The sequence below is a fragment of the Streptomyces iconiensis genome (assembly GCF_028657195.3).
Taxonomy (GTDB): Bacteria; Actinomycetota; Actinomycetes; order Streptomycetales; family Streptomycetaceae; genus Streptomyces; species Streptomyces iconiensis.
In genome coordinates this window covers 33,170-59,440 of sequence record NZ_JANCPR020000054.1, presented here as the reverse complement: position 1 = coordinate 59,440, position 26,271 = coordinate 33,170, and the positions used below count along the sequence as shown (strand labels likewise).

Annotated in this window: 25 protein-coding genes; 13 read left to right on the top strand and 12 right to left on the bottom strand. The window is 71.4% G+C overall.

The features are described from left to right. Window positions 1–211 precede the first annotated feature (211 nt). Together NMN56_RS36145 and NMN56_RS36140 are read left to right on the top strand one after the other, a co-directional pair. Window positions 212–1,294, top strand: coding sequence for an NAD(P)H-dependent amine dehydrogenase family protein (locus NMN56_RS36145; RefSeq protein WP_274042567.1), 1,083 nt, complete (start codon window positions 212–214; stop codon window positions 1,292–1,294). Beyond that, on the top strand, window positions 1,291–1,770 hold the full coding sequence (locus tag NMN56_RS36140) for a carboxymuconolactone decarboxylase family protein (RefSeq protein ID WP_274042566.1): 480 nt from the start codon (window positions 1,291–1,293) through the stop codon (window positions 1,768–1,770). The genes NMN56_RS36145 and NMN56_RS36140 overlap by 4 nt, the downstream gene beginning before the upstream one ends. Window positions 1,771–1,845: 75 nt before the next feature. Here the strand turns inward: NMN56_RS36140 and NMN56_RS36135 are convergent, their stop codons facing one another. Both NMN56_RS36135 and NMN56_RS36130 read right to left on the bottom strand, forming a co-directional pair. After that, entirely contained in the window at window positions 1,846–3,489 is a 1,644-nt protein-coding gene (locus NMN56_RS36135) for a GMC oxidoreductase (protein WP_274042565.1), read from the bottom strand. Between the two features lie 437 nt (window positions 3,490–3,926). Next, window positions 3,927–4,460 carry a MarR family winged helix-turn-helix transcriptional regulator gene (locus NMN56_RS36130; protein WP_274042564.1) on the bottom strand — a complete coding sequence of 178 codons (534 nt, stop codon included), beginning with the start codon at window positions 4,458–4,460 and terminating at the stop codon, window positions 3,927–3,929. A gap of 39 nt (window positions 4,461–4,499) precedes the next feature. Here NMN56_RS36130 and NMN56_RS36125 point away from each other — a divergent pair, with 39 nt between their 5' ends. Then, on the top strand, window positions 4,500–5,492 hold the full coding sequence (locus NMN56_RS36125) for a DMT family transporter (protein WP_274042563.1): 993 nt from the start codon (window positions 4,500–4,502) through the stop codon (window positions 5,490–5,492). On the opposite strand, the gene NMN56_RS36120 is transcribed toward NMN56_RS36125, so the two are convergent. The 5 genes from NMN56_RS36120 to NMN56_RS36100 form a co-directional block, all read right to left on the bottom strand. Further along, window positions 5,489–6,586 (bottom strand): threonine aldolase family protein, encoded by a 1,098-nt coding sequence (locus tag NMN56_RS36120; protein ID WP_274042562.1) that lies wholly within the window; start codon window positions 6,584–6,586, stop codon window positions 5,489–5,491. The genes NMN56_RS36125 and NMN56_RS36120 overlap by 4 nt on opposite strands. Further along, entirely contained in the window at window positions 6,565–7,347 is a 783-nt protein-coding gene (locus NMN56_RS36115) for an SDR family NAD(P)-dependent oxidoreductase (RefSeq protein WP_274042561.1), read from the bottom strand. Before NMN56_RS36115 ends, NMN56_RS36120 begins: the two co-directional genes overlap by 22 nt. Window positions 7,348–7,385: 38 nt before the next feature. Then, on the bottom strand, window positions 7,386–8,786 hold the full coding sequence (locus NMN56_RS36110; RefSeq protein WP_274042560.1) for a DUF6421 family protein: 1,401 nt from the start codon (window positions 8,784–8,786) through the stop codon (window positions 7,386–7,388). A gap of 82 nt (window positions 8,787–8,868) precedes the next feature. Continuing rightward, window positions 8,869–9,864 carry an alpha/beta hydrolase gene (locus tag NMN56_RS36105; protein WP_274042559.1) on the bottom strand — a complete coding sequence of 332 codons (996 nt, stop codon included), beginning with the start codon at window positions 9,862–9,864 and terminating at the stop codon, window positions 8,869–8,871. After that, a complete protein-coding gene (locus NMN56_RS36100; RefSeq protein WP_274042558.1) occupies window positions 9,861–11,000 on the bottom strand; it encodes an LLM class flavin-dependent oxidoreductase in 1,140 nt (379 codons plus the stop codon). The genes NMN56_RS36105 and NMN56_RS36100 overlap by 4 nt, the downstream gene beginning before the upstream one ends. A 199-nt stretch (window positions 11,001–11,199) precedes the next feature. On the opposite strand from NMN56_RS36100, the gene NMN56_RS36095 reads away from it, so the two are divergent. Further along, the gene (locus NMN56_RS36095; RefSeq protein WP_274042557.1) at window positions 11,200–11,883 is read left to right on the top strand and encodes a glycerophosphodiester phosphodiesterase; all 684 of its coding nucleotides are present in this window, start codon (window positions 11,200–11,202) and stop codon (window positions 11,881–11,883) included. A gap of 136 nt (window positions 11,884–12,019) precedes the next feature. Here NMN56_RS36095 and NMN56_RS36090 read toward each other — a convergent pair whose 3' ends face one another. Further along, entirely contained in the window at window positions 12,020–12,574 is a 555-nt protein-coding gene (locus tag NMN56_RS36090) for a GNAT family N-acetyltransferase (RefSeq protein WP_274042556.1), read from the bottom strand. 44 nt (window positions 12,575–12,618) lie between these two features. Here NMN56_RS36090 and NMN56_RS36085 point away from each other — a divergent pair, with 44 nt between their 5' ends. Beyond that, window positions 12,619–13,011 (top strand): VOC family protein, encoded by a 393-nt coding sequence (locus tag NMN56_RS36085; RefSeq protein WP_274042555.1) that lies wholly within the window; start codon window positions 12,619–12,621, stop codon window positions 13,009–13,011. Window positions 13,012–13,169: 158 nt separating this feature from the next. Here NMN56_RS36085 and NMN56_RS36080 read toward each other — a convergent pair whose 3' ends face one another. Continuing rightward, on the bottom strand, window positions 13,170–13,964 hold the full coding sequence (locus NMN56_RS36080; RefSeq protein ID WP_274042554.1) for a class II aldolase/adducin family protein: 795 nt from the start codon (window positions 13,962–13,964) through the stop codon (window positions 13,170–13,172). Next, window positions 13,961–14,953 carry a C-terminal binding protein gene (locus tag NMN56_RS36075; RefSeq protein ID WP_274042553.1) on the bottom strand — a complete coding sequence of 331 codons (993 nt, stop codon included), beginning with the start codon at window positions 14,951–14,953 and terminating at the stop codon, window positions 13,961–13,963. Before NMN56_RS36075 ends, NMN56_RS36080 begins: the two co-directional genes overlap by 4 nt. Window positions 14,954–15,133: 180 nt before the next feature. On the opposite strand from NMN56_RS36075, the gene NMN56_RS36070 reads away from it, so the two are divergent. Further along, complete coding sequence (locus NMN56_RS36070; protein ID WP_274042657.1) at window positions 15,134–16,024, top strand: Lrp/AsnC family transcriptional regulator; 891 nt, start codon at window positions 15,134–15,136, stop codon at window positions 16,022–16,024. A gap of 112 nt (window positions 16,025–16,136) precedes the next feature. On the opposite strand, the gene NMN56_RS36065 is transcribed toward NMN56_RS36070, so the two are convergent. Next, window positions 16,137–17,105, bottom strand: coding sequence for an NADPH:quinone oxidoreductase family protein (locus NMN56_RS36065; RefSeq protein WP_274042552.1), 969 nt, complete (start codon window positions 17,103–17,105; stop codon window positions 16,137–16,139). A 149-nt stretch (window positions 17,106–17,254) separates the two neighbouring features. On the opposite strand from NMN56_RS36065, the gene NMN56_RS36060 reads away from it, so the two are divergent. From NMN56_RS36060 to NMN56_RS36030, 7 genes are all read left to right on the top strand, one after another. Next, entirely contained in the window at window positions 17,255–17,689 is a 435-nt protein-coding gene (locus NMN56_RS36060) for a winged helix-turn-helix transcriptional regulator (RefSeq protein ID WP_274042551.1), read from the top strand. A gap of 230 nt (window positions 17,690–17,919) precedes the next feature. Next, a complete protein-coding gene (locus NMN56_RS36055; RefSeq protein ID WP_274042550.1) occupies window positions 17,920–19,593 on the top strand; it encodes an amidohydrolase in 1,674 nt (557 codons plus the stop codon). Between the two features lie 67 nt (window positions 19,594–19,660). After that, window positions 19,661–21,064, top strand: a complete 1,404-nt coding sequence (locus tag NMN56_RS36050; protein ID WP_274042549.1) for an MFS transporter — start codon at window positions 19,661–19,663, stop codon at window positions 21,062–21,064. A 216-nt stretch (window positions 21,065–21,280) separates the two neighbouring features. Further along, window positions 21,281–21,925, top strand: a complete 645-nt coding sequence (locus tag NMN56_RS36045; protein ID WP_274042548.1) for a DUF5134 domain-containing protein — start codon at window positions 21,281–21,283, stop codon at window positions 21,923–21,925. 155 nt (window positions 21,926–22,080) lie between these two features. Further along, complete coding sequence (locus NMN56_RS36040) at window positions 22,081–23,019, top strand: M56 family metallopeptidase (RefSeq protein ID WP_274042547.1); 939 nt, start codon at window positions 22,081–22,083, stop codon at window positions 23,017–23,019. A 144-nt stretch (window positions 23,020–23,163) separates the two neighbouring features. Then, window positions 23,164–24,627, top strand: a complete 1,464-nt coding sequence (locus NMN56_RS36035) for an FG-GAP repeat domain-containing protein (protein ID WP_274042546.1) — start codon at window positions 23,164–23,166, stop codon at window positions 24,625–24,627. Between the two features lie 123 nt (window positions 24,628–24,750). Continuing rightward, window positions 24,751–25,467, top strand: a complete 717-nt coding sequence (locus NMN56_RS36030; RefSeq protein WP_274042545.1) for a phosphatase PAP2 family protein — start codon at window positions 24,751–24,753, stop codon at window positions 25,465–25,467. Here the strand turns inward: NMN56_RS36030 and NMN56_RS36025 are convergent. Beyond that, complete coding sequence (locus tag NMN56_RS36025) at window positions 25,455–26,261, bottom strand: SAM-dependent methyltransferase (RefSeq protein ID WP_274042544.1); 807 nt, start codon at window positions 26,259–26,261, stop codon at window positions 25,455–25,457. The genes NMN56_RS36030 and NMN56_RS36025 overlap by 13 nt on opposite strands. Window positions 26,262–26,271: the final 10 nt, after the last annotated feature.

Sequence of the window (26,271 nt, the reverse complement as noted above, 5' to 3'; positions counted from 1 at the left end):
AGGCGAAGCAATGCCTTTGCGGGTGAACGCATATTTATGCGACCTAAAGACCGCCCCGTACGGGCTCCCCCTCCGGCCGCCCCGCACGGCGGGCCGACCACGGCTCCGACGGCTCTCCGGACGGGGCGGACGCAGGAACGGACGTACGGGCGACCGGAGTTGAGGGCGCGTGTCCCTAGGAACCTCGCCCTCCTCCCGCTACCCTCCGCGCATGATTCCGACGGTTGTATGGGGTACCGGGAATGTCGGACGCGCCGCCCTCCGTGCCGTCGAGGCGGCACCGGAGCTGAGTCTCGCGGCCGTCCTCGTCCATGATCCGGCGAAGATCGGCACCGACGCGGGCCGCCTCGCCGGACTCGATCGCGATCTGGGGGTGGCGGCCACCGACGACATCGGCGCGGTGCTGGCGGAGAGGCCCCGCGCCGTGGTGTATGCCGCGTCAGGTGACCTCCGTCCCGCCGAGGCCCTCGCCGACATCACCAGGGCGCTGCGGGCCGGCGCCGTGGTCGTCACCGCCGCGCTCTACGCACTCTACGATCAGCGCAGCGCCCCGCCCGCACTGCGCGAACCCGTCCTCGACGCCATCGCTGAGGGCGGCGGTTCGCTGCTCGTCTCCGGCGTCGACCCTGGCTGGGCCAACGACGTCCTGCCTCTGTTCGTCAGCGGGCTCGGCACGACCGTCGACGCGGTCCGCTGCCAGGAGATCTTCGACTACTCCACCTACGACCAGCCCGACGCTGTGCGCACGCTGGTCGGCATGGGACAGCCGATGGACTACGAACCGCCGATGCTCGCGCCGACGGTCCCGACGATGATCTGGGGCGGGCAGATACGCCTGATGGCGCGGGCCCTCGGCGCTGAACTTGACGAGATCCGCGAGACGTTGGACCGGCGCCCGCTGGATACCACCGTGAGCACGCGCACGATGGGCGATTTCGAGAAGGGCACACAGGGCGCCGTGCGCTTCGAGGTCATGGGCATCGTGGAGGGCGAACCCCGCATCGTCGTGGAGCACATCACCCGTATCCACCCCTCCTGCGCCCCCGACTGGCCCCTGCCGCCGGACGGCGGGGACGGTGCGCACCGGGTGGTCATCGAGGGCCGGCCGCACATAGAGGTCACCGTGGAGGCCACCGACGAGGGCGAGAACCGGTCGGCGGGCGGCAACGCCACGGCGGTCGGCCGCCTGGTGGGCGCCATCGACTGGCTGACACGGGCGGAACCCGGACTGTACGACGCGCTCGACATCCCGGTACGTCCCGCGGTCGGCAAACTCGGAAGGAAGCGGCCATGAACATCGACATCCCCGAGGGCAAGGACGCCATCGAGTACGTGTGGGGCGAGATGGTCCCCGGCATCGGTCCGGCCGCTGCGCACTTCTCCCTGTCCGTCTACGCCCATACGACCCTCGGGCTCCGCGAGTTCGAGGCCGCGCGGCTGCGCATCGCCCAGATCAACGGGTGCGCCTTCTGCCTGGACTGGCGTACGGAACGCGACGGCGTGAAGGTGGAGGAGGAGTTCGCCGAGGCGGTGACCCAGTGGCGCACCACCGACGCCTTCGACGACCGCACCCGGCTGGCGGCCGAGTACGCGGAGCGGTACGCCGTGGACCACCACAACCTCGACGACGAGTTCTGGTCCCGGATGACCGCGCACTACAGCCAGTTGGAGATCGTGGAACTGAGCATGAGCGTCGGCTCCTGGCTGGCGTTCGGCAGGCTCAACCACGTGCTCGGCCTCGACACGGTCTGCGCGCTCCCGGGGCGCTGACACGTCCGGCCCGCTCCCGCTCCGACCCTGCCCCCGGGAGGACGGGGGCAGGCGGCACGAGGCGGGGGCGGAGGGCTAGAGATCCGTGGCGATGATCTGCTCGATGTTCCGTTCGGCGAGCGCCGTGATGGTGACGAACGGGTTGACGGTGGTGTTGCCCGGGATCAGGGAGCCGTCGATGGCGTAGAGGCCCGGATGGCCGTGCAGGCGGCCGTAGTTGTCGGTCGCCTTGCCCAGGACGGCGCCGCCGAGGGGGTGGTAGGTGAGGTGGTCGCCCCAGATCTTGGAGAGGCCGAAGAGATCGGTCCTGTAGATCGTCCCCTCCTTTTTGTTGATCTTGTCGAAGATCGTCTTGGCCGCTTCGATGGACGGCTGTTTCCAGGACCGCTGCCAGCTCAGCTCGACCGCGCCGGTCGACGCGTTCCATGTGAACTCCGCGCGGTGCGGGTTGTTGGTGATGGACAGGTAGAAGGAGGCGAACGTCTCGATCCCGGTGGGCAGGGGCGCGACCTCGGCGAAGGCGCCACCCGCGTCCCAGTTGTCGATGCCGGCTGTGGGCATCGACGACTGCAGGCTGCCCGTCGGGTCCCACAGATGGTTCGCGCGCCCGCACATCACGTTCCCGTTGTCGCCCCAGCCCTTGCCGGTCTCGGCGTTCAGGCCCGGCAGCGCACCGGTGGCACGCAGCTTCGTCAGCAGCTTGCTGGTGCCGACACTGCCGGCGGCGAAGAACACCTTGCCCGCCGTCACGGTCTTGGTCGCCGTACGGACCCCGCCGGTGTCGAGCTGTTCGATGACGACGGTGTATCCGCCACCCGCGGCCGGCGCGACGGAGGTGACCTTGTGCAGGGGCGAGATGCTGACCTTGCCCGTGGCTCTGGCCCGGGCAAGATAGGTCTTCTGGAGCGACTTCTTGCCGTGGTTGTTCCCGTACAGAATCTCGGCCGCCAGAGCCGACTTGGGTACGGTCCCGGCCTCCTCCTGCCTCATGTACGCGAAGTCGTAGACGTTCGGCACCAGGACGAACGGGAAACCGGAGCGCTCGGCGTGCCGACGGCCCACGCGCGCGTACTGGTAGCAGTCGGTCGAGTCCCACCAGGACGGGTCGATCTCGTTGACGCCGAGTCCCGCGTTGGCGCGGGGGTAGTAGACGCCGTACATCTCCTCCGCGCTCACCGTCGGCAGGACGGCGCCTAATCGCTCGCGGCGGGGTGTGACCGCCATCCCGCCGTTGACCAGCGAGCCGCCGCCGACACCCCGGCCCTGGTAGACGGTGATACCGCTGAAGTCCTCGGCGTCCAGGATGCCGGTGTAGCGCGGCACGGCCTTGTCGAGCGGGAAGCCGAGGAAGTTGCTGAGGGGCTGTTTGGTTCTCGTGCGAAGCCAGTAGGAACGTCTGTCAGGGCGGGTGGTGTTGGCGAAGATCTTGCCGTCCGAGTCCGCGGCGTCCCAGGCCATGCCCATCTCGACCATGTGCACCTCGACGCCCGCCTGAGCGAGGCGCAGCGCGGCGACGGATCCGCCGTACCCGGTACCGATCACCAGGGCCGGAATCTGTGCGCCCGACTCGATCACACCGGCTGCGGGAGCCGCAGCCGCCCTCGTGGCGACGCCGTGTCCGGCCAGAGCCGCCACCCCGAGGAGAGAACCCGTTCCAGCGACGAACCTCCGCCGTGAGACGCCCGTCAAACCCTCACCACGCTCGCTTTTTGCACCCATGTGACGTTCCTCCCTCTCGATGAATGAGGACACGTTCTACTGTCAGTCGCGTGGTAAGTCACGACATACCTATAAGTAACTTCTGTCCGTCTGCGCCCCCTTGCTCACCGTGCGCACAGCGCGCCCCGGGACCTGAAGCGGAATCCCTCGGGCAGGCGGCCCCACGGCCAGCGGCCACGGCACCGCACAGTTACCGGAACCGTCCGGCCGCCCCACGGCCAGCCGCCACTCCCCCATGCGGCAAACGGCCCCCGCCATCCGGGCCGGGCCGCCGACGTCCCCGGTCTCCAGCGCGTACGGCATCCGCCCCCGCGCGGACCGGCCACGTACCCACGCACGACCGGAAACTCAGCCCGGCACGGCCGGTGCGGTGACGGGGGCCGCGAACCCCTGTCTCCAGCCCCAGCGTTGGGGCTTCCGCCGTCCCGCGATCACGATCAGCGGGCTGGAGGGCTGTGAGGAGCTGTTCGGGTCGGCTCCTCGGCCTTGGCCAGCCACGCGGTGAGGAGCCCTTCGAGCTGGGCGGCCTCCTCGGGGCCCAGGGCCTCCAGGAGGCGGTGCTCGTTGCGCATGTGCTCGGTGAAGGCGCGGTCGATCAGGCTCAGGCCGGCGCCGGTCAGCGCGACGACGCGCGCCCTGCCGTCCGCTGCCGAGCGGCGCCGGGTCACCAGCCCGCTCCGCTCCAGGCGGTCGACACGCTTGGTCATCGCCCCCGTCGTGACCATGGTGTGCGCCGCCAGCTCGCCGGGAGCGCGTTCGTACGGCTCCCCCGCACGCCGCAGCGCGGCCAGGACGTCGAACTCGCCCTCGCTCAGCCCGTACCTGCGGTAGACGACGCACAGCTCCTCCGTGAGCAGGGAGCCGAGCCGGTGCAGCCGCCCGATCACGCCCTGCGGACCGACGTCGAGGTCGGGCCGTTCGCGGCGCCACTCGGCCTGGATGCGGGCTACGTGATCCGGATTCTGCTGCACTCTTCCACTGTAGCTTCCAAGGAAGGCATAATAGCTTCCATGGAAGCTACTTTGCGGTGGGCACTGGTCACCGCCGTCGCCCCCGTGGCATGGGGCACCAACTACTACGTCACCCGGGAGTTCCTGCCGCCCCAGCACCCGCTCTACGGGGCCGCGTTCCGGGCGCTGCCCGCCGGACTGCTGCTGCTGGCACTGGCGCGCGCCCGGCCGCACGGGGCGTGGTGGTGGAAGGCGCTCGTCCTCGGCGTCCTCAACATGGGCGGCTTCTTCGCCCTCGTCTACGTCGCGGCCCAGCTGCTGCCCACCAGCCTGGCGTCGACCATCATGGCGACCTCGCCCCTGGCCATGATCCTGATCGCCTGGCCGCTGCTGGCCGAACGGCCGCGCCTCGCTCCCCTGTCGGGAGCGGCGATCGGTATCGGCGGGGTCTGCCTGATGCTGTTCGCCGGTGCCTCGGGGGCCTCCGGAGCGGGTGTGCTGGCCTCGGTGGCCGCCATGGTCATGTCCTCGTGCGGCTACATCCTGGCCACCCGCTGGAGCAGGGCGGCCGACAGGCCGGAGGTGCTCGCGCTGACCTCCTGGCAACTCCTCGCGGGCGGCGCGCTGTTGCTGCCCGCCGCCGCGCTGGCCGAGGGAGCGCCGCCAGCGCTCGACGCGCCCGCTGCCCTCGGGTTCGGGTACGTCAGCGTGGTGGCGACGGCGCTGGCCTTCGTCGCCTGGTTCGCGGGCCTGCGCCATCTGCCCGCCTCGGCCGTCGGGCTCATCGGTCTCCTCAACCCCGTGACCGGCGTGCTCCTGGGCACCACTCTCGCCGGAGAGATCCTCACCCCGCGGCAGGCGTGCGGCCTCGCCCTGGTGTTCGCGGGCATCCTCCTGGGTCGCCCCGCGCGCACCACGCCGGCCCGGAGCGGGGCGGCCGGAAAGGAGGAAGTCCCGCCCGGGCAGGGCGCGTTGGTGCCGGAGCCCGGACGCACCGGCCGGCGGTGCGGGGCGGCCACGGCGGCGCCGCGCGACCCGGACGGGAGGTGTTAGCGGTTCATCTCCTCGCGGAGCGCTGCGAGGAACCCGTCGACGTCCTGCTCGGTGGTGTCGAAGGAGCACATCCAGCGCACGTCACCGGCCGCCTCGTCCCAGAAGTAGAAGCGGTACCGCTTCTGCAGGCGCTCGCTCACGTCGTGCGGGAGGCGGGCGAAGACGGCGTTGGCCTGGACGGGGTGGAGGAGCTCCACTCCGTCGACGGACGCGACGCCCTCGGCGAGGCGGCGGGCCATCGCGTTGGAGTGGCGTGCGTTGCGCAGCCACAGGTCCCCCGACAGCAGGGCCTCCCACTGCACGGAGATGAACCGCATCTTCGAGGCCAGCTGCATGGACAGCTTGCGCAGGTGCTTCATGTGGCGGACTGCGTCCGGTTCGAGCACCACGACGGCCTCGCCGAAGAGCATGCCGTTCTTGGTGCCGCCCAGGGAGAGGATGTCCACGCCCGCCGCGTTGGTGAAGGCACGCATCGGGACGTCGAGCGCGGCTGCGGCGTTGGCGATGCGGGCGCCGTCGAGGTGGACGCGCATCCCGCGCTCGTGCGCGTGCTCGCACAGGACCCGTATCTCCTCGGCCGTGTACAGCGTGCCCAGTTCGGTGTTCTGGGCGATCGAGACGACCTGCGGCATGGCGCGGTGCTCGTCGTCCCAGCCGAACGCCTCGCGGTCGATCAGCTCGGGCGTGAGCTTGCCGTCCTCGGTGGGCACGGTGAGCAGCTTGAGCCCGCCGACGCGCTCGGGAGCGCCGCACTCGTCCACGTGGATGTGCGCGGAGTCGGCGCAGATGACCGCGCCCCAGCGGTCGGTGAGCGCCTGGAGCGCGACGACGTTGGCGCCGGTGCCGTTGAAGACGGGGAACGCCTCGGCACGCCGCCCGAAGTGGCTGCGTATGACGTCCTGGAGGTGCTCGGTGTACGCGTCGGCTCCGTACGCTGACTGGTGGCCGCCGTTGGCCACGGCGAGCGCCGCCAGGATCTCCGGGTGCGTTCCCGCGTAGTTGTCGCTGGCGAAGCCGCGTACGTCGGGGTCGTGGCGGCGCTTGGCTTCGGTTTCCTGTGCCGCGTTCGGGGTCAGGGCTTGGGCGTCAGCCACAGGCGGGTTCCGTTCAGCTCTTCGGTGGGCGTGGTCCAGGTCTCGGCGATGGACTCGGCCAGGTCCTTGACGTCCGTGAAGCCCGCGAACTTCGCGTTCGGGCGGTCGGCCCGCATCTGGTCGTTCACCAGCGCCTTGACCACCAGGATGGCAGCGGCTGCCTGCGGTCCTGCCTCGCCCCCCGCCTTGCGGAAGGCGTCACCCAGCGCGAGGGTCCATGCCTCGGCCGCCGCCTTGGCCGCGGCGTAGGCGGCGTTGCCCGCGGTGGGCTTGCTCGCGCCGGCCGCGCTGATCAGCAGGAAACGGCCGTTGCCCGCGCGCTCCAGTGGCGCCTGGAAGGCGAGGGAGGTGTGCTGGAGCGTGCGCACCAGGAGGTTGTTCAGGGTCTCCCAGTCCGCGAGGTCGGTCTGCGCGAACGAGGCGGATCCGCGCCATCCGCCGACAAGGTGTACGAGGCCGTCGATACGGCCGAACTCCTTCTCCGTCTTGTCCGCCCAGGCACGTGTCTCGTCCAGGCTGAGCAGGTCGACCGTGTCACCCGTGACGGTCGCTCCTCCATGCGCGAACCGCGCGGCGTCCACGGCCTGCGCGAGGCGCTCGACGTCCGCGTCGGCCGCCACCACGGTGGCGCCCTCCTCGGCGAGCCGCAGCAGCGTCGCCTGTCCCGCGGGGCCCGCGGCTCCCGCCACGGCGATGACGGCCCCGTGGAGCCTGCCTTCGCCGTTGCCTTCGTAACCGCGCCTCGTTGTCGCGTCCGTCATGGTCGTCGCCTCCTCGCGCTCGGCACTCCGCTGTCCGCTCATGCCGCGACGGCCTGGACCGGGCTCTGAGCGGTGATGCCCTGGGTCGATGCGATCACACTCCGGAGCTTCTTCGCGAGTGCCTCATAGAACATGCTGAGCGGAAACTCGTCCGGAAGCACCTCGTCGACGAGCTTGCGCGGCGGCAGGCTCAGATCGAGCGCGTCGGGGCCCTTGGCCCAGGTGGATCCGGGGTGCGGCGAGAGGTAGGAGGAGACCAGCTCGTACGCCTTGAACCAGTGGACGAGCTTGGGGCGGTCGATGCCCGCGCGGTAGAGCGTCTCGATCTCCTCGCGCAGCGCGACGGTGACCTGCCGTGCGCGGTCCCAGTCGATGCTGAGCGCGTTGTCCGTCCAGCGCAGCGCGTCGTGCTGGTGGAGGTAGGCGAAGAGCAACTGGCCGCCCAGGCCGTCGTAGTTGCGCTTGCGCTCACCGGTGACGGGGAAGCGGAAGAGGCGCTCCAGGATCACCGCGTACTGCACGTCGCGACCCTGCGGGAAGCCGTCGGCCTCCAGTTTCACGGCCTCGTGGAAGGCCGTCAGGTCGCAGCGCAGCTCCTCCAGGCCGTACATCCAGAACGGCTGCCGCTGCTTGATCATGAAGGGGTCGAAGGGCAGGTCGCCGTGGCTGTGGGTGCGGTCGTGGACCATGTCCCAGAGCACGAAGGTCTCCTGGCAGCGCTCCTGGTCGGCGAGCATCTCCCGTGCTTCCTCGGGGAGTTCGAGCTTGGTGACCCCGCAGGCGGCGTTCACGACGCGGCGGAAGCGTGCCGCCTCACGGTCGCAGAAGATGCCGCCCCAGGTGAAGCGCTCGGGCGCCTCGCGCACGGCGATGGTCTCCGGGAAGAGCACGGCGGAGTGCGTGTCGTATCCGGAGGTGAAGTCCTCGAAGGTGATGCCGCAGAACAGCGGGTTGTCGTAGCGGGTGCGCTCCAGTTCGGCGAGCCAGTCCGGCCAGACCATGCGCAGCACGACCGCCTCAAGGTTGCGGTCGGGGTTGCCGTTCTGCGTGTACATCGCGAAGACGACCAGGTGCTGGAGACCGTCCTCACGGTGCTGCGCCGGCTGGAAGGCGAGCAGCGAGTCCAGGAAGTCGGGTACGCCGAAGCCGCCGTCCGCCCAGCGGCGCAGGTCGGAGACGAGCGCGCGGTGGTATCCGGCGTCGTGCGGCAGCAGCGGGGACAGCTCTTCGACGGCCGAGACCACCCGTTCGAGCTCGGCCGTGACGGCCTGCCGTGTGGGGGCGCCCTCGGCCTCGAAGTCGATCGATCCGTCCTTGGACTGGGCGGGCCTGATGGCCTCGACCGCGGTCTTCAGCGTGGTCCAGGCGGGATGGCCTGCGACGCTTTCGGACGGCGGAACGGCGCCTTTGGCGGACGATGGCGAAAGAATTTCCGTCATGATGGCCCCTCCACAGAAGAAACTCGCGTTAAGAAAGCGTATCCACGCGACCGTCCTCCGCTCAAGGGGAAATGACAGGAGATTATGCGGTGAGACCGGGGTCACCACCGCCAATCCTCCTGGAGGATCCGGCCGCGGCAACAGCTTCGCCCAGTCCCCGCATGGCCTCCGCGGCTTCCGGCAGCAGCTCGCCGAAGCCGAGGAAGCCGTGGAACATCGTCGGAAAGTGACCTTCGGAAGCCCCGATCCCGAACTCCCTCAGCCGCGCGGCGTACGCCCTTCCCTCGTCGCACAGCGGATCGCACCCGGCCGTCACCACATGTGCGGGCGGCAGCCCGGTCAGATCGGCGCGTACGGGGGCCGCGTAGGGGTGGTCCCGGTCGCCGTCCGGGCCGAAGTACTGCTCGGCGAACCAGCGCATCGCCCGCCGGGTCAGGTAGTAGCCCTCCGCGTTCAGACGGTGCGAGTCGGTGTCGGCCCGGGAGTCGGTCGCCGGGTAGACCAGCGCCTGGAGCGCGATACGGGGCCCGCCCCTGTCCCGCGCCATCAGCGAGGCACCGGCCGCGAGGCTGCCGCCGGCGCTGTCCCCGGCCACGACGAGCGCAGCCGGATCGCCGCCCAGCTCGTCCACGTGCGCCGCGCACCACCGCACGGCGGCGTACGCGTCCTCGACGGGCTCGGGGAAGCGGACCTCGGGCGCCAGCCGGTAGTCGACCGAGACGAGCACGGCGCCCGAGGCGCGGCACAGCTCGCGCGCCGTACGGTCGTGCGTCTCCAGGTCGCACAGCACCCAGCCCCCGCCGTGCAGGAAGACCACGGTCGGGCGCGGGCCCGCTTCCCCGTACGGGCGGTAGATGCGCACGGGCAGCTCCGGGGCGCCCTCGGGTCCCGGCACCGTGCGGTCGGTGACCTCGCTGACCTGGGGCGGGGGCAAGGGGTGCGCGGGTGCGAGCGCGAGGAGACGGCGGGCCTCGGCGGCGTCGGTGACGGCGCCGCCGACGTCGGGGAAGAACTCGCTGAGCGCCTGGACGAGGGGCCGCGCGGCGGGCGCGAGACGGTCGGGTTCCGAGCGGGTCATCGTGCCCCTCCCCCATGGAAGTGCGGAATCACGTGCTCGCCCCACTGCCTGATGGTCTCCACGCACGCCTCCTGGGGAACGGTGCCCATCTGGATCAGGCACATCACCTCGTCGGCCCCGGCGTCGCGCAGCCGCTCGACGTAGGCGACGGCGTCCTCGGCGCTGCCGTAGGCGTGCTCGGCGTGGAAGGTGGCCGTCGAGGTGGGACGTACGGGGACGGCCTGCTCATGGAGCCTGGCCACGACCTGCTCGGCGGCCCGGCGCATCTCGGCAGCCTCCGCCTTTCCGTCGGCGCCCTCGACCACGGCCTCGTCGGGTACGCCTCCGCCGCCGTACCAGTGGCTGATGGACTGCGCGAAGAAGCGCTGGCCCCTGATGCCGACGGCGCGGGCGCGCTCGGCGTCGTCGAGCACGATCGTGGGGCAGAGCACAGCGAAGTGGTCGTTGACCTCGGTGGAGACGCAGCGCTCACCGTCACGCGCGGCGCGCGCCGCGTCGTAGGCGTCCCGCATCTCGCGTACGGAGCCGGGTCCCGCGAAGCCCATCACCAGTGCCCCGACGCCGAGTTCGGCGGCCTGGGCGAGGGTCTCGGTGCGGCTGCACGCGAGGAACAGCGGCGGGTGGGGCAGTTGCGCGGGACGGGGCAGGATCGGGTGCGGGTCGATGTCGAGCAGCGGGCCGTGGTGCTCCAGTTCGTCCTTCTGCCAGGCGGCGCCGATGATCCGCAGCGCCTCCTCGACCTCCTGGGTGGTGCGCTCCCTGTCCACACCGCACAGCGAGGTCTCCTGGAGAGTGCCGCCGCGTCCGGCGCCCAGGTCGAGCCGGCCGCCGGAGAGCAGGTCGAGGGTGGCGGCGCGTTCGGCGACGCGGGCCGGGTGGTTGAAGGCGAACGGCATGCACACGACGCCGTGGCCGATACGGATCGTGCTGGTGCGCGCCGCTACCCAGGTCAGGAAGATCTCGGGGGCACTCATGTGCGCATACCACTTGAGGGAGTGGTGCTCCACGGCCCAGATGCGGTCGAACCCCGCGCTTTCGGCGAGCACGGCCTGTTCCACGGTGTCGTGGAACAGCTGGTGCTCGCGTTCGACGGTCGGGTCCGCGAGTTGGGCCTCGAAGATGATCGAAAACCTCACGCCTGCCACCTCGCCCTTGCTCGGTACGGAGATACTCCGATTCGGCATATGACTAGTAGTCAGGGAGTCAGAAGGCAAGGGGTACGCCCGGCATCCGCCGTGGCCGTTAGTCTTGCGGGCGCGCGGCGGGCCACCGGTCCGGGCCGTCTGTCACCGCTGCCGCCGCACGAATGTCACCGCACGAAAGCGAGAGCGACCCGTGGCCATGCTCACCGTCGGACACCGCGGAGTGATGGGTGTCGAGCCCGAGAACACCCTCCGCTCCTTCGTACGCGCCGAACGTGAAGGGCTCGACGTCATCGAGCTGGACCTGCATCTGAGCAAGGACGGCGAACTGGTGGTGATGCACGACGCCGACGTGAAGCGCACGACCGACGGCAGCGGCCCCATCTCCGGGTTCACCCTGGCCGAACTGCGCGAACTGGACGCGGGCGAGGGCGAGCGGGTGCCGGTCTTCGACGAGGTCGTGGACGCGGTCGGCAGCCCGCTCCAGGCCGAGATCAAGGACACCGCCGCGGCCCGCGTGCTGGCCCGGACGATCGAAAGCCGCGGGCTGCACGACCGCGTCACCGTGATCTCGTTCCACGCCGACGCGCTGCGCGAGACCCGTGAGCACCTGCCCGGCATCCCGATCGTCCTGGTCGCGGGGCGCTCCTCGCCGACGGCGCCCGAGCGCGCCGAGGAGCTGGGCGCCGGAATGATCTCGCTGGAGCTGGAGCACCTCGACGCCGGGATCGTGAAGCGCGGGCACGCCGCCGGTATCCAGGTCATCAGCTGGACGGTCAACACGGACGAGGAACTGGCGCGCGCACGCGAGCTGAACCTCGACGGCGTGGTGACCGACCTGCCGCACATCAAGCGGGCGGTCAGCTCGGCTGCTTGATGCGCGGCGGGCAGCTCCGCGCTCGATGCGGCGGTCGGCACGGCTGTTCGCTGTTCCGGCGGGCAGCTCCGCGGATCGATGTGCGGCGGTCAGCTCGGCCCGGCGGCTTGCCCGGCGGCCGTCAGCTCCGTGGCCGTCAGCTCAGTGGCTTGGCCAGCAGTTCGAAGGCGAGGTCGTCGCGCTGGGGCAGGCCGAAGCGCTCGTCGCCGTACGGGAAGGGGCTCAGCTCGCCCGTGCGCATGTAGCCGCGCCGCTCGTACCAGGCGATCAGCTCGTCGCGCTGCCTGATGACCTGCATCACCATGCGCCGCACGCCCCACTCGGCGCGTACCCTCCGCTCCGCCTCCTCCAGCACGGCGCGGCCGAGGCCGCCGCCCTGGAGGAGCGGGCGGACCGCGAACATCCCGAAGTAGGCTTCCTCGCCCCGGTGTTCGAGCTGGCAGCAGGCGATCAGCTCGTCGTCGCGCTCGACCACGAGCATGATGCTGGCGGCGTCCGTGACGACGGCCTCGATCCCGTCCGGGTCGGTCCGCTGGCCCTCCAGCAGGTCGGCCTCCGTTGTCCAGCCCGCCCGGCTGGCGTCGCCCCGGTAGGCGGACTCGACGAGCACGGTCAGCGCGGGGACGTCGTCCTCGACCGCGCTACGGAACGTGAGGGGCTCGTGGTGTCGCTGCTGCACTGTGTTACTCATGATCGCCGAGCCTAACCGGCCGGTCGCCACTAGGGTGCGGAGGCATGGTGCATGTACTGAGCAGCAGGGTGCTGCTGCGGCCCCGCGACCCCGACAGGTCGCGGGCGTTCTACGGCGAGGAGCTGGGGCTGGAGATCTCCCGCGAGTTCGGGACGGGGCCCGAGCGGGGCACGGTCTACTTCCTGGGAGGCGGTTTCCTGGAGGTCTCGGGGCGCTCCGAGGAGCAGCCGACCCCCACCCTCCAGCTCTGGCTCCAGGTCGCCGACGCCGCTGCGGCGTACGAGGAGCTGTCAGCGGCGGGCGTCGAGGTGCTGCGGCCCCCGGTGAAGGAGCCGTGGGGGCTGGTGGAGATGTGGATCGCGGACCCGGACGGGCACCGGATCGTCCTGGTGGAGACCCCGCCCGACCACCCGCTGCGCTACCGCCCGGGAATCTGACCGGCCGCAGTCCTCGCGGTCCGGGCGCCGGTCCTTGTCCGTCCGGCCGGTCCATGCGGGCGGATCAGTCCTCTCTCCGTCTCGGACCTTGCAGCCCCCTCCCGTCTCAGTCCTTGTAGTCGGGCTCCCGTCTCAGTCCTTGTAGTCGGGCTCCCGTCTCAGTCCTTGTAGTCGGGCGCGACGCGGTCCAGGAGGCGGAGCATCGCGGACCAGGCGAGGTCGTAGCCCATGTCGTCCTGGAAGTCGCCGCCGTCGCTCTCCCCCGCGAGCTGGCGCGCGGTGTGCTCGCAGACCTCCTCGTCGGGCAGGACGAGTGCGGTGCCGCCCGCCTGTGCCGAGATCTGTATCTCGCACGCCTTGTCGAGGTAGTACATCCGCAGGAAGGCTTGCGCGGCCGTGGAGCCGACCGTCAGCAGGCCGTGGTTGCGCAGGATGAGCGCCGGGTGGCTGCCCATGTCGGCGACGAGGCGGCGCTGTTCGTCGAGGTCGAGGGCCACCCCCTCGTAGTCGTGGTAACCGACGCGGTGGTGGAACTCCATCGACATCTGGTTCAGCGGCAGCAGCCCGTCCTTCTGCGCGGCGACGGCGCAGCCCGCCTTGGTGTGGGTGTGCAGCACGCAGTGCGCGTCAGGGCGTGCCGCATGGATGGCGCTGTGGATCACGAACCCGGCCGGGTTGACGGGGTGTTCCGTGTGTCCGACGGGGTTGCCGTCCAGGTCGATCTTCACCAGGTTCGATGCGGTGATCTCCTCGAAGAGCAGCCCGTACGGGTTGATGAGGAAGTGGTGCTCGGGCCCGGGCAGCCGCATCGAGATATGGGTGAAGATCAGGTCCGTCATGCGGTAGTGCGCCACCAGCCGGTAGACAGCGGCCAGTTCGCGGCGCAGCCGGGCCTCCTCCCCCGCGTGCGTGGTGGTCTCCTGGTGTGCCGGGGTGCTGAGTACGTCGGTCACAGAGTGGCTCCTTCGGCTCGGGCTCCCGGTGCGGGAGTGACGACGGGGGTGAGGGGCGCGCCCGTACGGTGCCACGCGAGGATGTTCTCCGCCGGCTTGACCGCGTAGGCGCGCAGCGAGGCGCCGGAACGGAAGGCGCTGTGCGGGGAGAGCAGCAGGCGGGGGTGGGTGCGCAGCGGATCGCGCGCTTCCGGGGGCTCGACGGGGAAGACATCCAGTGCGGCGCCGGAGAGCCTGCCGCTGTCGAGCGCGTCCAACAGGGCGTGCGGCTCGACCAGTTCACCGCGTGACACGTTCACCAGCCAGGAGCCGGGGCGCATACGGGACAGCAGCGCGCCGTCCACCAGGCCGTGCGTGTCCTCGGTGAGCGGGCAGTGCAGGGAGAGCACATCGGAGGATTCGAGCAGGGCGTCGAGGCCGAGCCTGTCCACACCTTCGGGCCACCCGGAAGCGGATGCGCGGGGGTCGTGCGCGGCGACGCGGCCGAACAGGGGCGCGGCGTACCGTGCGAGCACCCGGGCGATCCTGCCCATGCCGACGAGGCCGAGCGTCAACTCTCCCGTTCTGCGCGGGAGTTCACGGAAGTCGGCGCTCCAGCCGCCCGAGCGGACCGCGGCGTCGGCGTGCGCGAGACCTCGTACGAGCGCGAGCGCCGATGCCAGCGCGTGTGCGGCCACGTCCTCGGTCGCCGAGTCGGGCAGATGGGTCACCCACAGGCCGCGTTCGCATGCCGCCGCGGTGTCCACCATGTCGTACCCGGCGGACATGGTCGCCAGGATCCGCAGGGACGGCAGCCTGTCGAGCAGCTTCGCGTCGATCCGCGCGTAACCGACGACCAGCGCGACGGCCCCGGCGGCCGAGGCGGCGATGACGTCCGGGTCACGGCTCCGCACGACCCGCACCTCGAATCCGGCGTCGGCCAGCAGCCGTACGCCGGGCTCCGGGTCGAGGTCGTCCACGTCGGTGAACGCGACTACGGGCTTGGCCACCGCTCCCCCTCAGATGATTCGTCCGCCAGCAACCCGGTCAACCTACGATTCAGCGGTCGCACTTGTCCACGGGGTGCGGCCTGCCCGCGCGGTGACGCGGCTCACCCCGGCCCGTCGCCGCGCGGGGCCCGTAGCTGAGAATGACTGCGCACACGACCGAGAGGACCAGCCCAGGTGGACATGGACCACACCGACCTGACCGTCGTCCGCGAGCTGCAGCAGGACGGCCGCCTCACCTACGAGACCCTGGCCCAACGGGTCGGCCTCTCCAGGCCCGCCACCCGTGCGCGCGCCCAGCGGCTGCTGGAGTCGGGCGCCGTGCGCGTGGTCGCCATTGTGCATCCCTCCGTGCGCGGCCTGTCCGCCTCGGCGCATCTGTCGATCGGCACCCGCGGCGAGGCCGTGCCCGTCGCGCGGGCCGTGGCGGCGATGCCGGAGGCACCGTTCGTGACGCTGACGGCAGGGCGGTGCCCCGTGAGCGCGGAGCTGCGCACCGAAGGGCTGGCCCAACTGGACGCCGCCATCGAGCGGATCAGACGGCTGGCCGGGGTGAGCACCGTGAACGCGCTGATCAGCACGCGGCAGGTGAAGGACCCGTATCTGCTTCCCGACGCACCGACGGCCGAGGTCTCGGACGAGGTGGACGAGCGGATCCTCGACGAGCTGGAGCACGACGGGCGGCTGCCGTTCGCCGAGCTGGCCGAGCGGATCGGCCTGTCGGCCGGTGCCACCCGTGCCAGGACCCTGCGCCTGCTGGACGGGGGCGTGGCGAAGGTACTGGCGCTCGTACGGCCCGAGTTGCTGGGACTCGGGCATCTGTGCGGCTTCGCGCTGCGCCTCAACGGGCCGAAGGAGCCCGTCGCCGAGCGGCTGGCGGAGTGGGAGCGGGTCTCGTTCCTGTCCGCCTGCGTGGGCCGTGCCGACCTGGTCGGCACGATCACGGCCGAGTCGCTGCCCGCCGTCCTGGCGACGCTGGAGGCGATGCGGGGATGCGAGGGCGTGACAGGGGCGGAGAGCTGGCTGCACATGGAGCTGGTCAAGGAGCGCTACGACCTGGGGACTTCGGCCTGACTCCGCCGGAAACCCGCGACCCGGGCACCACGCCCCCGCGACCGCACGGCCGCGGCCTCACGGCCATGACCACTCGGCCATGACCACTCGGCCGCGATCGGGCGGGGCACGGTCACCGGACGTCCAGCAGCACCTTCCCCCGCGCGCGGCGCTGATCGAGTTCCAGCAGGGCCTGCGACGCCTGCTCCAGCGGGAAGCGCCGCCCGAGCACGGGCTGGAGCTTGCCGGCCCGCAGGAGAGGCAGTAGCTCGGCCCACTGCTCCTGCGGATAGGAAGGCTGCTCCGCCCGGAACGCACCCCAGCCGACACCGGAGACATCGAGGTTGCGGAACAGCAGAGTGTCGACCCTGACCTGGGGAATGTCACCACCGGTGAAACCGATGACCAGAAGACGTCCCTCGTGGGCGAGGCTGCGCAGCGAGCCGGCGAACCGGTCGCCTCCGACCGGGTCCACCACGAGGTCAACGCCCCTGTCCCCGGTCAGCTTGCGCACCTCGTCCTCGAAGGAATCAGCCAGGACGACCTCGTCGGCGCCGGCGGCCTTCGCCGTAGCGGCCTTGTCGGGCTCCGACACGACCGCGATCACCCTGGCGCCGAGTGCGGCGGCCAGTTGCACCCCGGCGGTGCCGACGCCACCGGCGGCCCCGTGCACCAAGACCGTTTCGCCGGGCTTCAGCCGCCCCCGGCGCACCAGGCCGAAGTGCACGGTCAGGTAGTTCATCGGCAGCGCGGCACCCGCCGGGAAGGACACGTTGTCGGGGAGCGGGAAGACCACCTCCGGCCGCGCGGCCACCTGCTCGGCGTATCCGCCGATCCCGGGGAACGCGGCGACCCGCTGCCCGGCCGTCAAGCCGCTGCCCGAGGGAGCCGACCTGACGGTCCCTGCAACCTCGGTGCCCGGGATGAAGGGCAGGGCCCGCTGCACGTGGTACGCGCCGCGGCTCTGCAGGACTTCGGGAAACGCCACGCCGGCGACGTGCACGTCGATGACGACCGACTCGGCACCCGCGGTCGGCTCGTCGGCCTCGACCACCTCTATCGAGGCGGGACCTTTGAGGTTGGTGACGTGGATCGCGCGCATACAAGGCTCCTGTGGTGGGACAACGGGACAGATGAGGGCGGTTCTCTTTCCTGCCTCGGTACTCTTCGAGAACCGAGATCATCGTGGCGCACCCGCCGCATCCCGATCAATAAGGCACTTTCCGGTGCCCCGGTTCCCTGGAGGTAACGATGACCGCGACAAACGGCGAACCGCCTGCGGTGCGGCAGGGCGCGGGCCGGGCCCGTGTCGTCCTCGGCCTGGTCGGGGACAAGTGGTCGCTTCTGGTCGTGTGCCATCTCGACCATGGGCCGCGCCGTTTCACCGAACTCAAGCGCGCCGTCGACGGGATCAGCCAGCGCATGCTCACCGTCACCCTGCGCGGCCTGGAACGGGACGGCCTCCTGACCCGCACCGTGCACAACGTCATGCCGCCCCATGTCACCTACGAACTCACCCCGATGGGCAGGACGCTCTACGAAGCCACCACGCCCCTTCTGCGGTGGACCACCGAGCACCTGGCGGACATCGACGAAGCGCGCGCCGAATACGACGCGCGCGCGGAGTACGACATCCGTGCCGACACCCCGGCCGCCCGGTCCGCCGGGAACGCACCTGACCGCTGACAGCGCCCGAGGAGGCCCGGAACAAGCGCCGGTACCGGCTACGTGACCGCCCCTTCCTGCCTTGGGCAGAGGATACGTAGGCACCACAGCAACGCAACTTCCTAAAAGTTTCCCGCCCAACCCCTTGGCAGATCCATCGAACACTCCATATCGTCCTGGCGAATGATTCAGCCGTACGAGCGTGCCCTCCGCCGCTCGCGGTGTTCCCCAGGCGAAAGCGGAACCACCCCATGCAGCTCCCTGCTCCCCACCCCGCCGTACCCGGCGAAAGTCCCGACCGCACCCTGCTGGTCACAGGTGCGCCCGTCGCCTCGGGCGCGGGCGGTGGCCGGTCCGAGGCGCTGGCCGTGCGCGGCGACCGCGTCGTGCACGTCGGCACAGCGCGGGAGGCGCGCGCCGCGCTCGGCCGCGTCGATCGCGAACTGGCCCTGGACGGCGGCCTCGTCCACCCCGGCTTCGTCGACGCGCACTGCCACCCGCTGATGTACGGGCAGGCGCTGGCCTGGGTGGACTGCCGCCCCGAGCAGGTACCGGACATCGGGACGCTGGTCCGCGTCCTCACCGAGGCTGCAGGCTCGCTCCCGCCGGGAACACCGGTGCGCGGCTTCGGGTACGAGCACCGCCGCCTGGCCGAGCGGCGCCACCCCACGCGCCACGACCTGGACCGGGTGGCGACCGACCGCGAGGTCTACGTCATGAACGCCTCCGGGCACGGCGGAGTCGTCAACTCCCACACCCTGCTCAGCTACGGCATCACGGCCGGCACTCCCGACCCGGAGGGCGGCAGCATCGGACGCGCCGCCTCGGGTGAGCCCGACGGGCAGCTGTGGGACGCCGCCTGCGACCGGCTGACGGGGAGCGACGGGGTGAAGATCGGCAACCACGGGCCCAACTTCCACCTGTCCGAGCCCGGCGACATCCTGGCCGGCCATCTGGCCGCCGCGCAGGAGAGGTTCCTGGCGGCGGGCGTCACCACCGTGGGTGACGCGCAGGTCTCGCGCCGGGAGATGGAGACCTATCTGCGCGCGCGGGCCGACGGGTCGCTGCGGATGCGGGTCTCCGCCTACCTCACCTCGGCGCTGCTGGACACGGCCCTGGAACTGGGCGTCGTACGCGGCTTCGGTGACGACCGCTTCCGGGTGCAGGGCGTGAAGTTCTACGCCGACGGGACACTCGGCGGCTGGACCGCGTACTTCCCCGACGGCTACGCGGCAGACTGCTGCCACCACGGCCAGCTCTACCACTCGGCCGAGGAGTACGCCGGACTGTTCGCGCGCGCACACGCCGCCGGCCTGCAGACCGCGACGCACGCGCAGTCACCGCACGCCATCGGCATGGTCCTCGAAGCAGCCGGAAAGGCGGCGGCCGAGGTACCCAGGGCCGGCATACGGCACCGCATCGAACACTGCGGCCTGCCCACCGACGAACAGATCGCGCTCATGGCCGAGTTGGACGTCGTACCCGTGATGCAGCCGCAGCACCATCTGCGCACCGGCGACGGCACCCTCACGGCGGTGGGCGAGCTGGGGCACCGCTACAACCCGGCGGGGCTCGCACGCGCGGCCGGGGTGCCGGTCGTCCTCAGCTCGGACGCACCCGTCGCGCCCCCCGCGCCGCTGGAGGCCGTATCAGCAGCGGCCGAACGCACCACCGTGCTGGGCACGGTGCTCGGCGATGCCTCGCTGCGCTTGCCCGTGGCCGACGGGCTGCGCGCCCACACGGCCGACGCGGCACGCGCGCTCCACCGCGAACGCTCCGTCGGCACCCTCGCACCGGGCACGCTGGCCGACTTCGTGGTGCTCGACGCCGACCCGCTGGAGACGGAGCCCGCACGGCTCGCCTCGATCGGCGTACGCGAGACCTGGATCGGCGGCGCCCGCGTCTGGGCGGCTCCCGGCCGCTGAACCCGCCGCGCGTACCCCGCGGCGTCCCGCCCCGCCCCCTCATCCCGACGCCCAGCCGGAGGTCCCCATGCCGGACCGCACCACCAAGAAGCAGCCCAACAACCCCTTCAGGGCCGCCTTCGCCGCCCTCGCCGGCACCTCGATCGAGTGGTACGACTTCTACGCCTTCGCCACAGCGGCGGCGCTCGTCTTCGACGACGTCTTCTTCCCGCCGGACATGCCGCCGCTGCTCAAGACGCTGTCGGCGTTCGCCACCTTCGCCGTCGGCTTTCTGCTCAGGCCGCTGGGCGGCATCGTCTTCGGGCACATGGGGGACAAGGTCGGACGCAAGAACACCCTGGTCATCACCCTGTTGATGATGGGCGTCGCCTCCTTCGCCATCGGTCTGCTGCCGACGTACGCACAGATCGGCGCGTGGGCACCTGCCCTGCTGGTCCTGCTGCGTCTGATCCAGGGCATCGCCATCGGCGGCGAGTGGGGCGGCGCCGTACTGGTCGCGGTGGAGAACGCCCCCAAGGGCAGGTCGGCGTTCTTCGGTTCGTTCGCGCAGCTCGGCTCGTCCGTCGGCGCGCTCCTGTCGACCGGCGCCTTCTCCCTCATGCACCTCTTCGGCGGTGACGCGTTCCAGGAGTGGGGCTGGCGCGTTCCGTTCCTCGCGTCGGCCGTGCTCGTGGGCGTCGGCCTCTTCGTCCGGCTCAAGCTGGAGGAGTCCCCCGTGATGGAACAGGTGCGCGCCGAGCGGAAGTCGGACGGCGCGGCGGTACGGGAGGGCGGCGGCAAGGAACGGCTGCCGGTCGTCGAGGTGTTCCAGACCTCCTGGCGCACCGTGCTCGTCGGCATCTTCGCGCTGGCGACCGCCACCGGCGGCTACTACATGGTGACCACCTATCTGCTGTCCTACGGTACGGACCAGCTGCGGCTGTCCGAGTCGATGCTGCTGGACGGGCTGACCCTGGCCGCGCTCCTCGAACTCCTGGTCACACCCGGCCTGGCGTGGCTCGCCGACCGGCTCGGCGCCCACAGAGTCGTCATCTTCGGGCTGGCAGGCGTCATCGTGCTGGCCGTACCACAGTTCCTGGCCCTTGGTACCGGGAACGTGCTGCTGATCTACCTGACGATGCTGGCCACGCGCTTTGCGATGTCGGCGCTCTACGGGCCGGTCGCCGCCATCATCGCGGAGGGCTTCGCACCCCGTGTGCGGTACACCGGCATCTCCCTCTCCTACCAGATCTGCAACATGATCTTCGGTGGTCTCGCGCCCATGGCGGCGATCTCACTGACCGCCTTCGCGCACGGCTCCTACTGGCCCGCCGCCACGATGCTGATGGCCGTCTCGGCGCTGGGCATCTGGTGCACGGCCAGGCTGCGCACATACCGCGTACGCCGCGAGACCGCCGCCTCCGCATCCGCGGCGCACGCGTCCGGCGCCGAACCCGGCGCCGGCGGTCAGCAGGTCCCGGCCGGGACCTGAGAGCACAGCCGGCCGGGGCCGAGGGCACGGGGCGTGCGTGCCTCGCGGTCACTTCTGGCTGACGCCGAGCGGATGTTGCGTTCAGCGGCCTGAGAGCACAGCGGAGCGAGTGCCTCCGCCGTGCAGCGGAACGCTCCCCCCGTTGCGCCCATGCGCTCCCGTGTGCGAATGCGGGGGCGGGCATCCTCCCCTCGGAGACGAGCGGGGAGGTGGGCGATGCACGGCCCTGCCACGGTCGGCTGGCTGTTGGTCGCGCTCTGCGCGCTGACGGGCGCTTACTGCGTACTGCGCGCGAAGGGCACGGACGGGGCGCGACGGGAGGACGCGGGCGGTGAGGCCCTGATGGGCTTCGGTATGGCCGCCATGGCGGTGCCCTCCGTATGGACCTGGCAGCCCCTGCCCCCCGCCGTCACGGCCGCCGCCTTCGCCGCGCTCTTCACCGCGCTGCTCGCCCGCGAACTGGGCCTGCTGCTCCTGCGGTGGCGACGCGACGGACGGCGCGGAGCACGGCCGTGCGTCCATCTCCACCACGTGACAGGCGCCCTGGCGATGGCCTACATGTCGCTCGCCATGGCCGCCGCCTTCGCCGGTACGGGCGGCGCGGCCGGGCCGGCGGCGCACGGGACGGGCACGGGAGGCATCCCCGTACTGACGGGCGCGCTGCTCGTGTACTTCGCCGGGTACGCGCTGTGGAACGGCGCCCAGCTGATCCCTTCACCGGCCGGCGCCCCTGCCACGGCGGGTGCCGGTGCCGGCGTCGCTTTCGGTCCAGCGTGCGCCGTCATCCACCAGCCCGGTGTGACCGCCGGCTGCCGGCTCGCGATGAGCACGGCCATGTTCACGATGCTGCTGACGCTCTGAACAACCCTCCTGCCGCTCCTTCCCGCTCCGTGGTCGAGGTCTTCCGGTCCCCGTTCCGTCGGGCCCACGGCAGACGCGCCCCGCACAGTGAGGCATCTCACTCTTGCGCAAGAAGGCATGTCACCGCGTCCATGGGGCCTTCTAGGCTGGGGCGCATGACGGTCCCGCTCGCGCTGATGGCGCTCGCCCTGCTCGCCGCGGGCCTCGCGCCGCGTGTCCTCACCCGCTGTTCGTGGCCGGACCGCGAACCGGTGCTCGCGCTGTGGGTATGGCAGTGCGTGGTCGGTGCCGTACTGCTGTGCTGCCTGTTCGCCATGGCGCTCTCGGGCGCAGCCGCCTTCGAGGTCGTACGCAGCCATGTCTTCGCCGGGGCACCGCGCGGCGTCGTCGAGGCGTACGGCCCCGGCGCCAACGCGCCCTGGGCCGGGGCGCTGTCCCTGCTCCTCGCGTGCGGCGGCGCGTGGACAGGTGCCATGCTGCTGCGCGAGATCCGCGACGCGCGCGCCAGGCGCCGCTCGCGCCGGGCCGACCTGCGTCAGCGGGCGCCTCAACTCCCGGGCGAGGAAGCCCTGCCCGAGGAGCGCCTGGTCGTGCTGGAGGGCGAGAAGCCGGACGCCTGGTGGCTTCCGGGCTCGGCGCCGCAGCTCGTCATCACCACGGCAGCGCTGCGCCGCCTCAAGGGCCGCCAGCTCGACGCGGTGCTGGAGCACGAGCAGGGCCACGCACGCGCGCGCCACGACTGGTTGCTGCACTGCTCGGCCGCGCTCGCCACGGGTTTCTCGCGTGTCCCGGTCTTCGCCGGCTTCCGCGACCAGGTGCACCGCCTGGTCGAGCTGGCGGCCGACGATGCCGCCTCACGCCGGTACGGCCGCCTGACGATCGCGCTCGCGCTGGTCGAACTCAACGAGGACCGGGGCGTGTTCGGCCCCTGCCCCACCCCCCTGGCGATGGTGCCGCAGCGCGTGCACCGCCTGCTCACCCCCACACCCCGGCTGCCTGTCGGCCGCAGGCTGCGGATGACGGCCGTTGCCTCGCTGGTCCCGATCGTCCCGGTGCTCGTCGCCTTCGCGCCGGGCCTCTCCGCACTGAGCTGACCACGCGTGGGCGTAGGCATGGGCGGCGGGCGTGTGGGCGGCGGGTGCGTGGGCGTGGGCGAATCAACTCGCCTGAGCCGCACGGGACTTGCCACCGCCACAACCCCCTTATGGTCATCGGGGTCCAGCAGCTAGCTTGCTCGGATGCGATACCGGCGAGCGGCGGTTCTGATCAGCGTCCTGGCTTTCCTCGCGGCGGCCTGCGGCCCGGGAGGGGACGCCTCTTCCGGTGACGACGACCACCGTCAGGCCGCCCCGAAGCGCAAGTCCGGCGCCCTCGGGAGGCCGGACTTCGACGGCGACGGATTCCAGGACGCCGCCATGGTGGTGACCGGCAGCGCCGGCGCCGATCTGGACTGGGTCTACGGTCCCGTCGCCGTCTTCCGTGGCAGCCCAGACGGCATGCGCCTCGCGGGCAAGCCGTTGGTCGCGGGCAGTGGCCGCAGGGACAAGGGCGGCTTCCTGGAGGAGGGCTTCAGCTCGCCCCTCACCGCCGACCTGGACCGCGACGGCCGTACCGACCTGGTCCTGCACCAGTACGTGCCGGTCCCCAGCACCCAGGACAACCAGGAGCGGGGCGGCCGTACGGTCGTCTTCCACGGGGGCGAGGACGGGCTGTCCGCGACGCCGCGCACGCTCAGCGTCCCCGGTGACGACCCCAAGAACCCGTTCAACGCCAACACCGTCGGCGACTTCGACGGCGATGGCAGCCCCGACCTCTACGGCGGCGGGAGTATCGTGTTCGGCCCGTTCTCCGCCGCCGGGAAACCCCGCGCCGTGCGCCGCGTCGAGAACGACACATCGGTCTCGGGGCCGCATGCCACCGCCTCTCCCATGGCAGCGGACTTCGACCGCGACGGCCGCAGCGACCTGTTGGTGGGCCACCGCTCCGACGAGGAAGCCGGGTCGGACGACGACTCCGTGCAGTTCTTCCGCGGTACCCCGCACAGGGGCCTGGTGGAGGACAGCGACCTGAGCGAGCGGCTGAGCAAGGCGGCGGGCGACCGCGGCACCGACATCCGCGCCGGAGCAGACCTCGACGGCGACGGGTACCCGGACATACTCCCGCCCGGCCAGGGCGACCTGCGTCAGCGCAGCTACCTGCGCGGCGGCCACGGCGGCCTACGCCCCGGCATGGCCCGTCTCAGTGTCACCGGATCCGACACCGTCGGCAGCCCCTTGCTGCCCGCACACGTCACCGGCGGCTCAGCGCGCAACACGGTATCCACCGTCCACTACGGCTCCGCCGACCAGCGCGGCCACCTCCAGCTGACCCGTCTGACCGCCCAGGGCACCACCGCCACCATGGCCCACCTGCAGACCCTCGACATGGACACCAAGGGCCTCCCCGGCAAGGTCGCCGAGCCCGGCTCCGACGCGCGCGACCGCTTCGCCGAGAGCCTGCGCGTCCTCGACGCCGACCACGACGGGCACGACGACGTCCTGGCCGCCGCACCCTTCACCGGACCGCACGGACGCTACGGCGGCTTCTGGTACCTGCCCGGCGCGCCCAAGGGCCTGACCACCACCGGCGCCCACCACTACAGCCGGGACGAACTCGGCCTGGAACAGCGGCAGCGCAACCCCCACCGAGCGTGCGTCCGCTGACCCCGCGACGGGGCGGCTGCTCGGCCATCAGCGGCAGGGTGGTTCACGACCGGAAGCGCCTGTTACGGGCGGGAAGCGCCCGGGACTTGTGCCCGTACGGGTGTCGCGGGTGATGATCGGCGTATGCATGGTCCAACTCCGCCCGGCGGGTGGTGCGTACGCGCGGCGGCGGCTCTCGGCGGCCTCGCCGTCCTTGTGATCGCACTGACAGCGCTCGAATGGCGTCCCCTGCTCGCGCTCGACAGAGGCGTGGCGACGGGACTGCACTCCCCCGCGCTGGCCCACCCGGGCTGGACCCATACGCACCGCGTCCTCACCGACTGGGTGTGGGACCCGTGGACGTTCCGGCTGCTGCTCGCGCTCGCCGTCGTATGGCTGGTGTGGCGCGGTGAGCGGCTGCTCGCGCTGTGGACCGCGGGAACCGCCCTGGTGGGTACGGGGGTTCAGCAGGGCCTGAAGGCGCTGCTGGGCAGGGAGCGCCCGCGCTGGAAGGAGCCGGTCGACTCCGCCGACTTCGCCGCGATGCCCTCGGGGCACGCGATGACGGCGGCGCTGGGGTGCGTGCTGCTGCTGTGGCTGCTGCGGGGCAGGGGCGGCGCCGTGGGCGCCGTGCTGTGGAGGTGTGCGCTCGGGTTCGCCTGCGTGTCCGTCGCGGGGGTCGCCTTCACCCGCGTATGGCTCGGGGTGCACTGGCTGACGGACACGGTCGCCGGCGTCCTGCTCGGGACCGCACTGGGGTTGGCCTCGCTCGCCGTGGCGCGCGCCTCAGGCCGTCGCGGGGAACTGCTGCCCGGGCCTGTGGTGCGGGGCCCGGGCGTCGCGGGGTCTCACGGCTTGTAGGCGACGGCTCCCACGTTGTCGACCTCGTCGGGCAGGCCGAAGGGCAGGGCCTCGGGGCGCCAGCGGGAGACGGAGACCAGTCCGGGCTCCAGAATCTCCAGGCCCTCGAAGAACCGCTCGATCTGCTGGCGGGTGCGGTTGACGCGGGGGTTGTCGCTGGTGCGGTTCCACTGGCGGACCATGTCGCGCACCGCCTCGGGGTTGACGACCTCGGTGGAGTCGCTGAAGACGAGGTAACTGCCGGAGGGCAGCGCGTCCATGAGCTGTCCGACGACGCCGTACGCGCTGTCGTCGGTGATGTGCGCGACGATCCCGAGCAGCATGAGCGCGACGGGGCGGTCGAAGTCGAGGGTGCGTGCCGCGCCTTGCACGATGGCGTCGGGGTCCCGCAGGTCGGCGTCGATGTACTGGGTGACGCCCTCGGGCGTGCTGGTCAGCAGGGCACGCGCGTGGGTGAGCACCAGGGGGTCGTGATCGACGTAGACGATGCGGGAGTCGGGCGCGACGCGCTGGGCCACCTCGTGCGTGTTGTCCACGGTCGGCAGCCCTGTGCCGATGTCGAGGAACTGCCGGATGCCGTTGTCCCCCGCGAGGTGGCGCACCGCGCGGCACAGGAAGGCACGCTGCGCCCTCGCGGTCGTCACGATCCCGGGGTTGGTCCTCGCGATGCCGTCGCCGACCTGCCGGTCGACGTCGTAGAAGTCCTTTCCGCCGAGCCAGTAGTTCCAGATCCGCGCCGAGTGCGGCACCGAGCTGTCGATCTCTCTTGGCGCCATGTCCGCGCTGCCCGCCATCTGTTTCCCT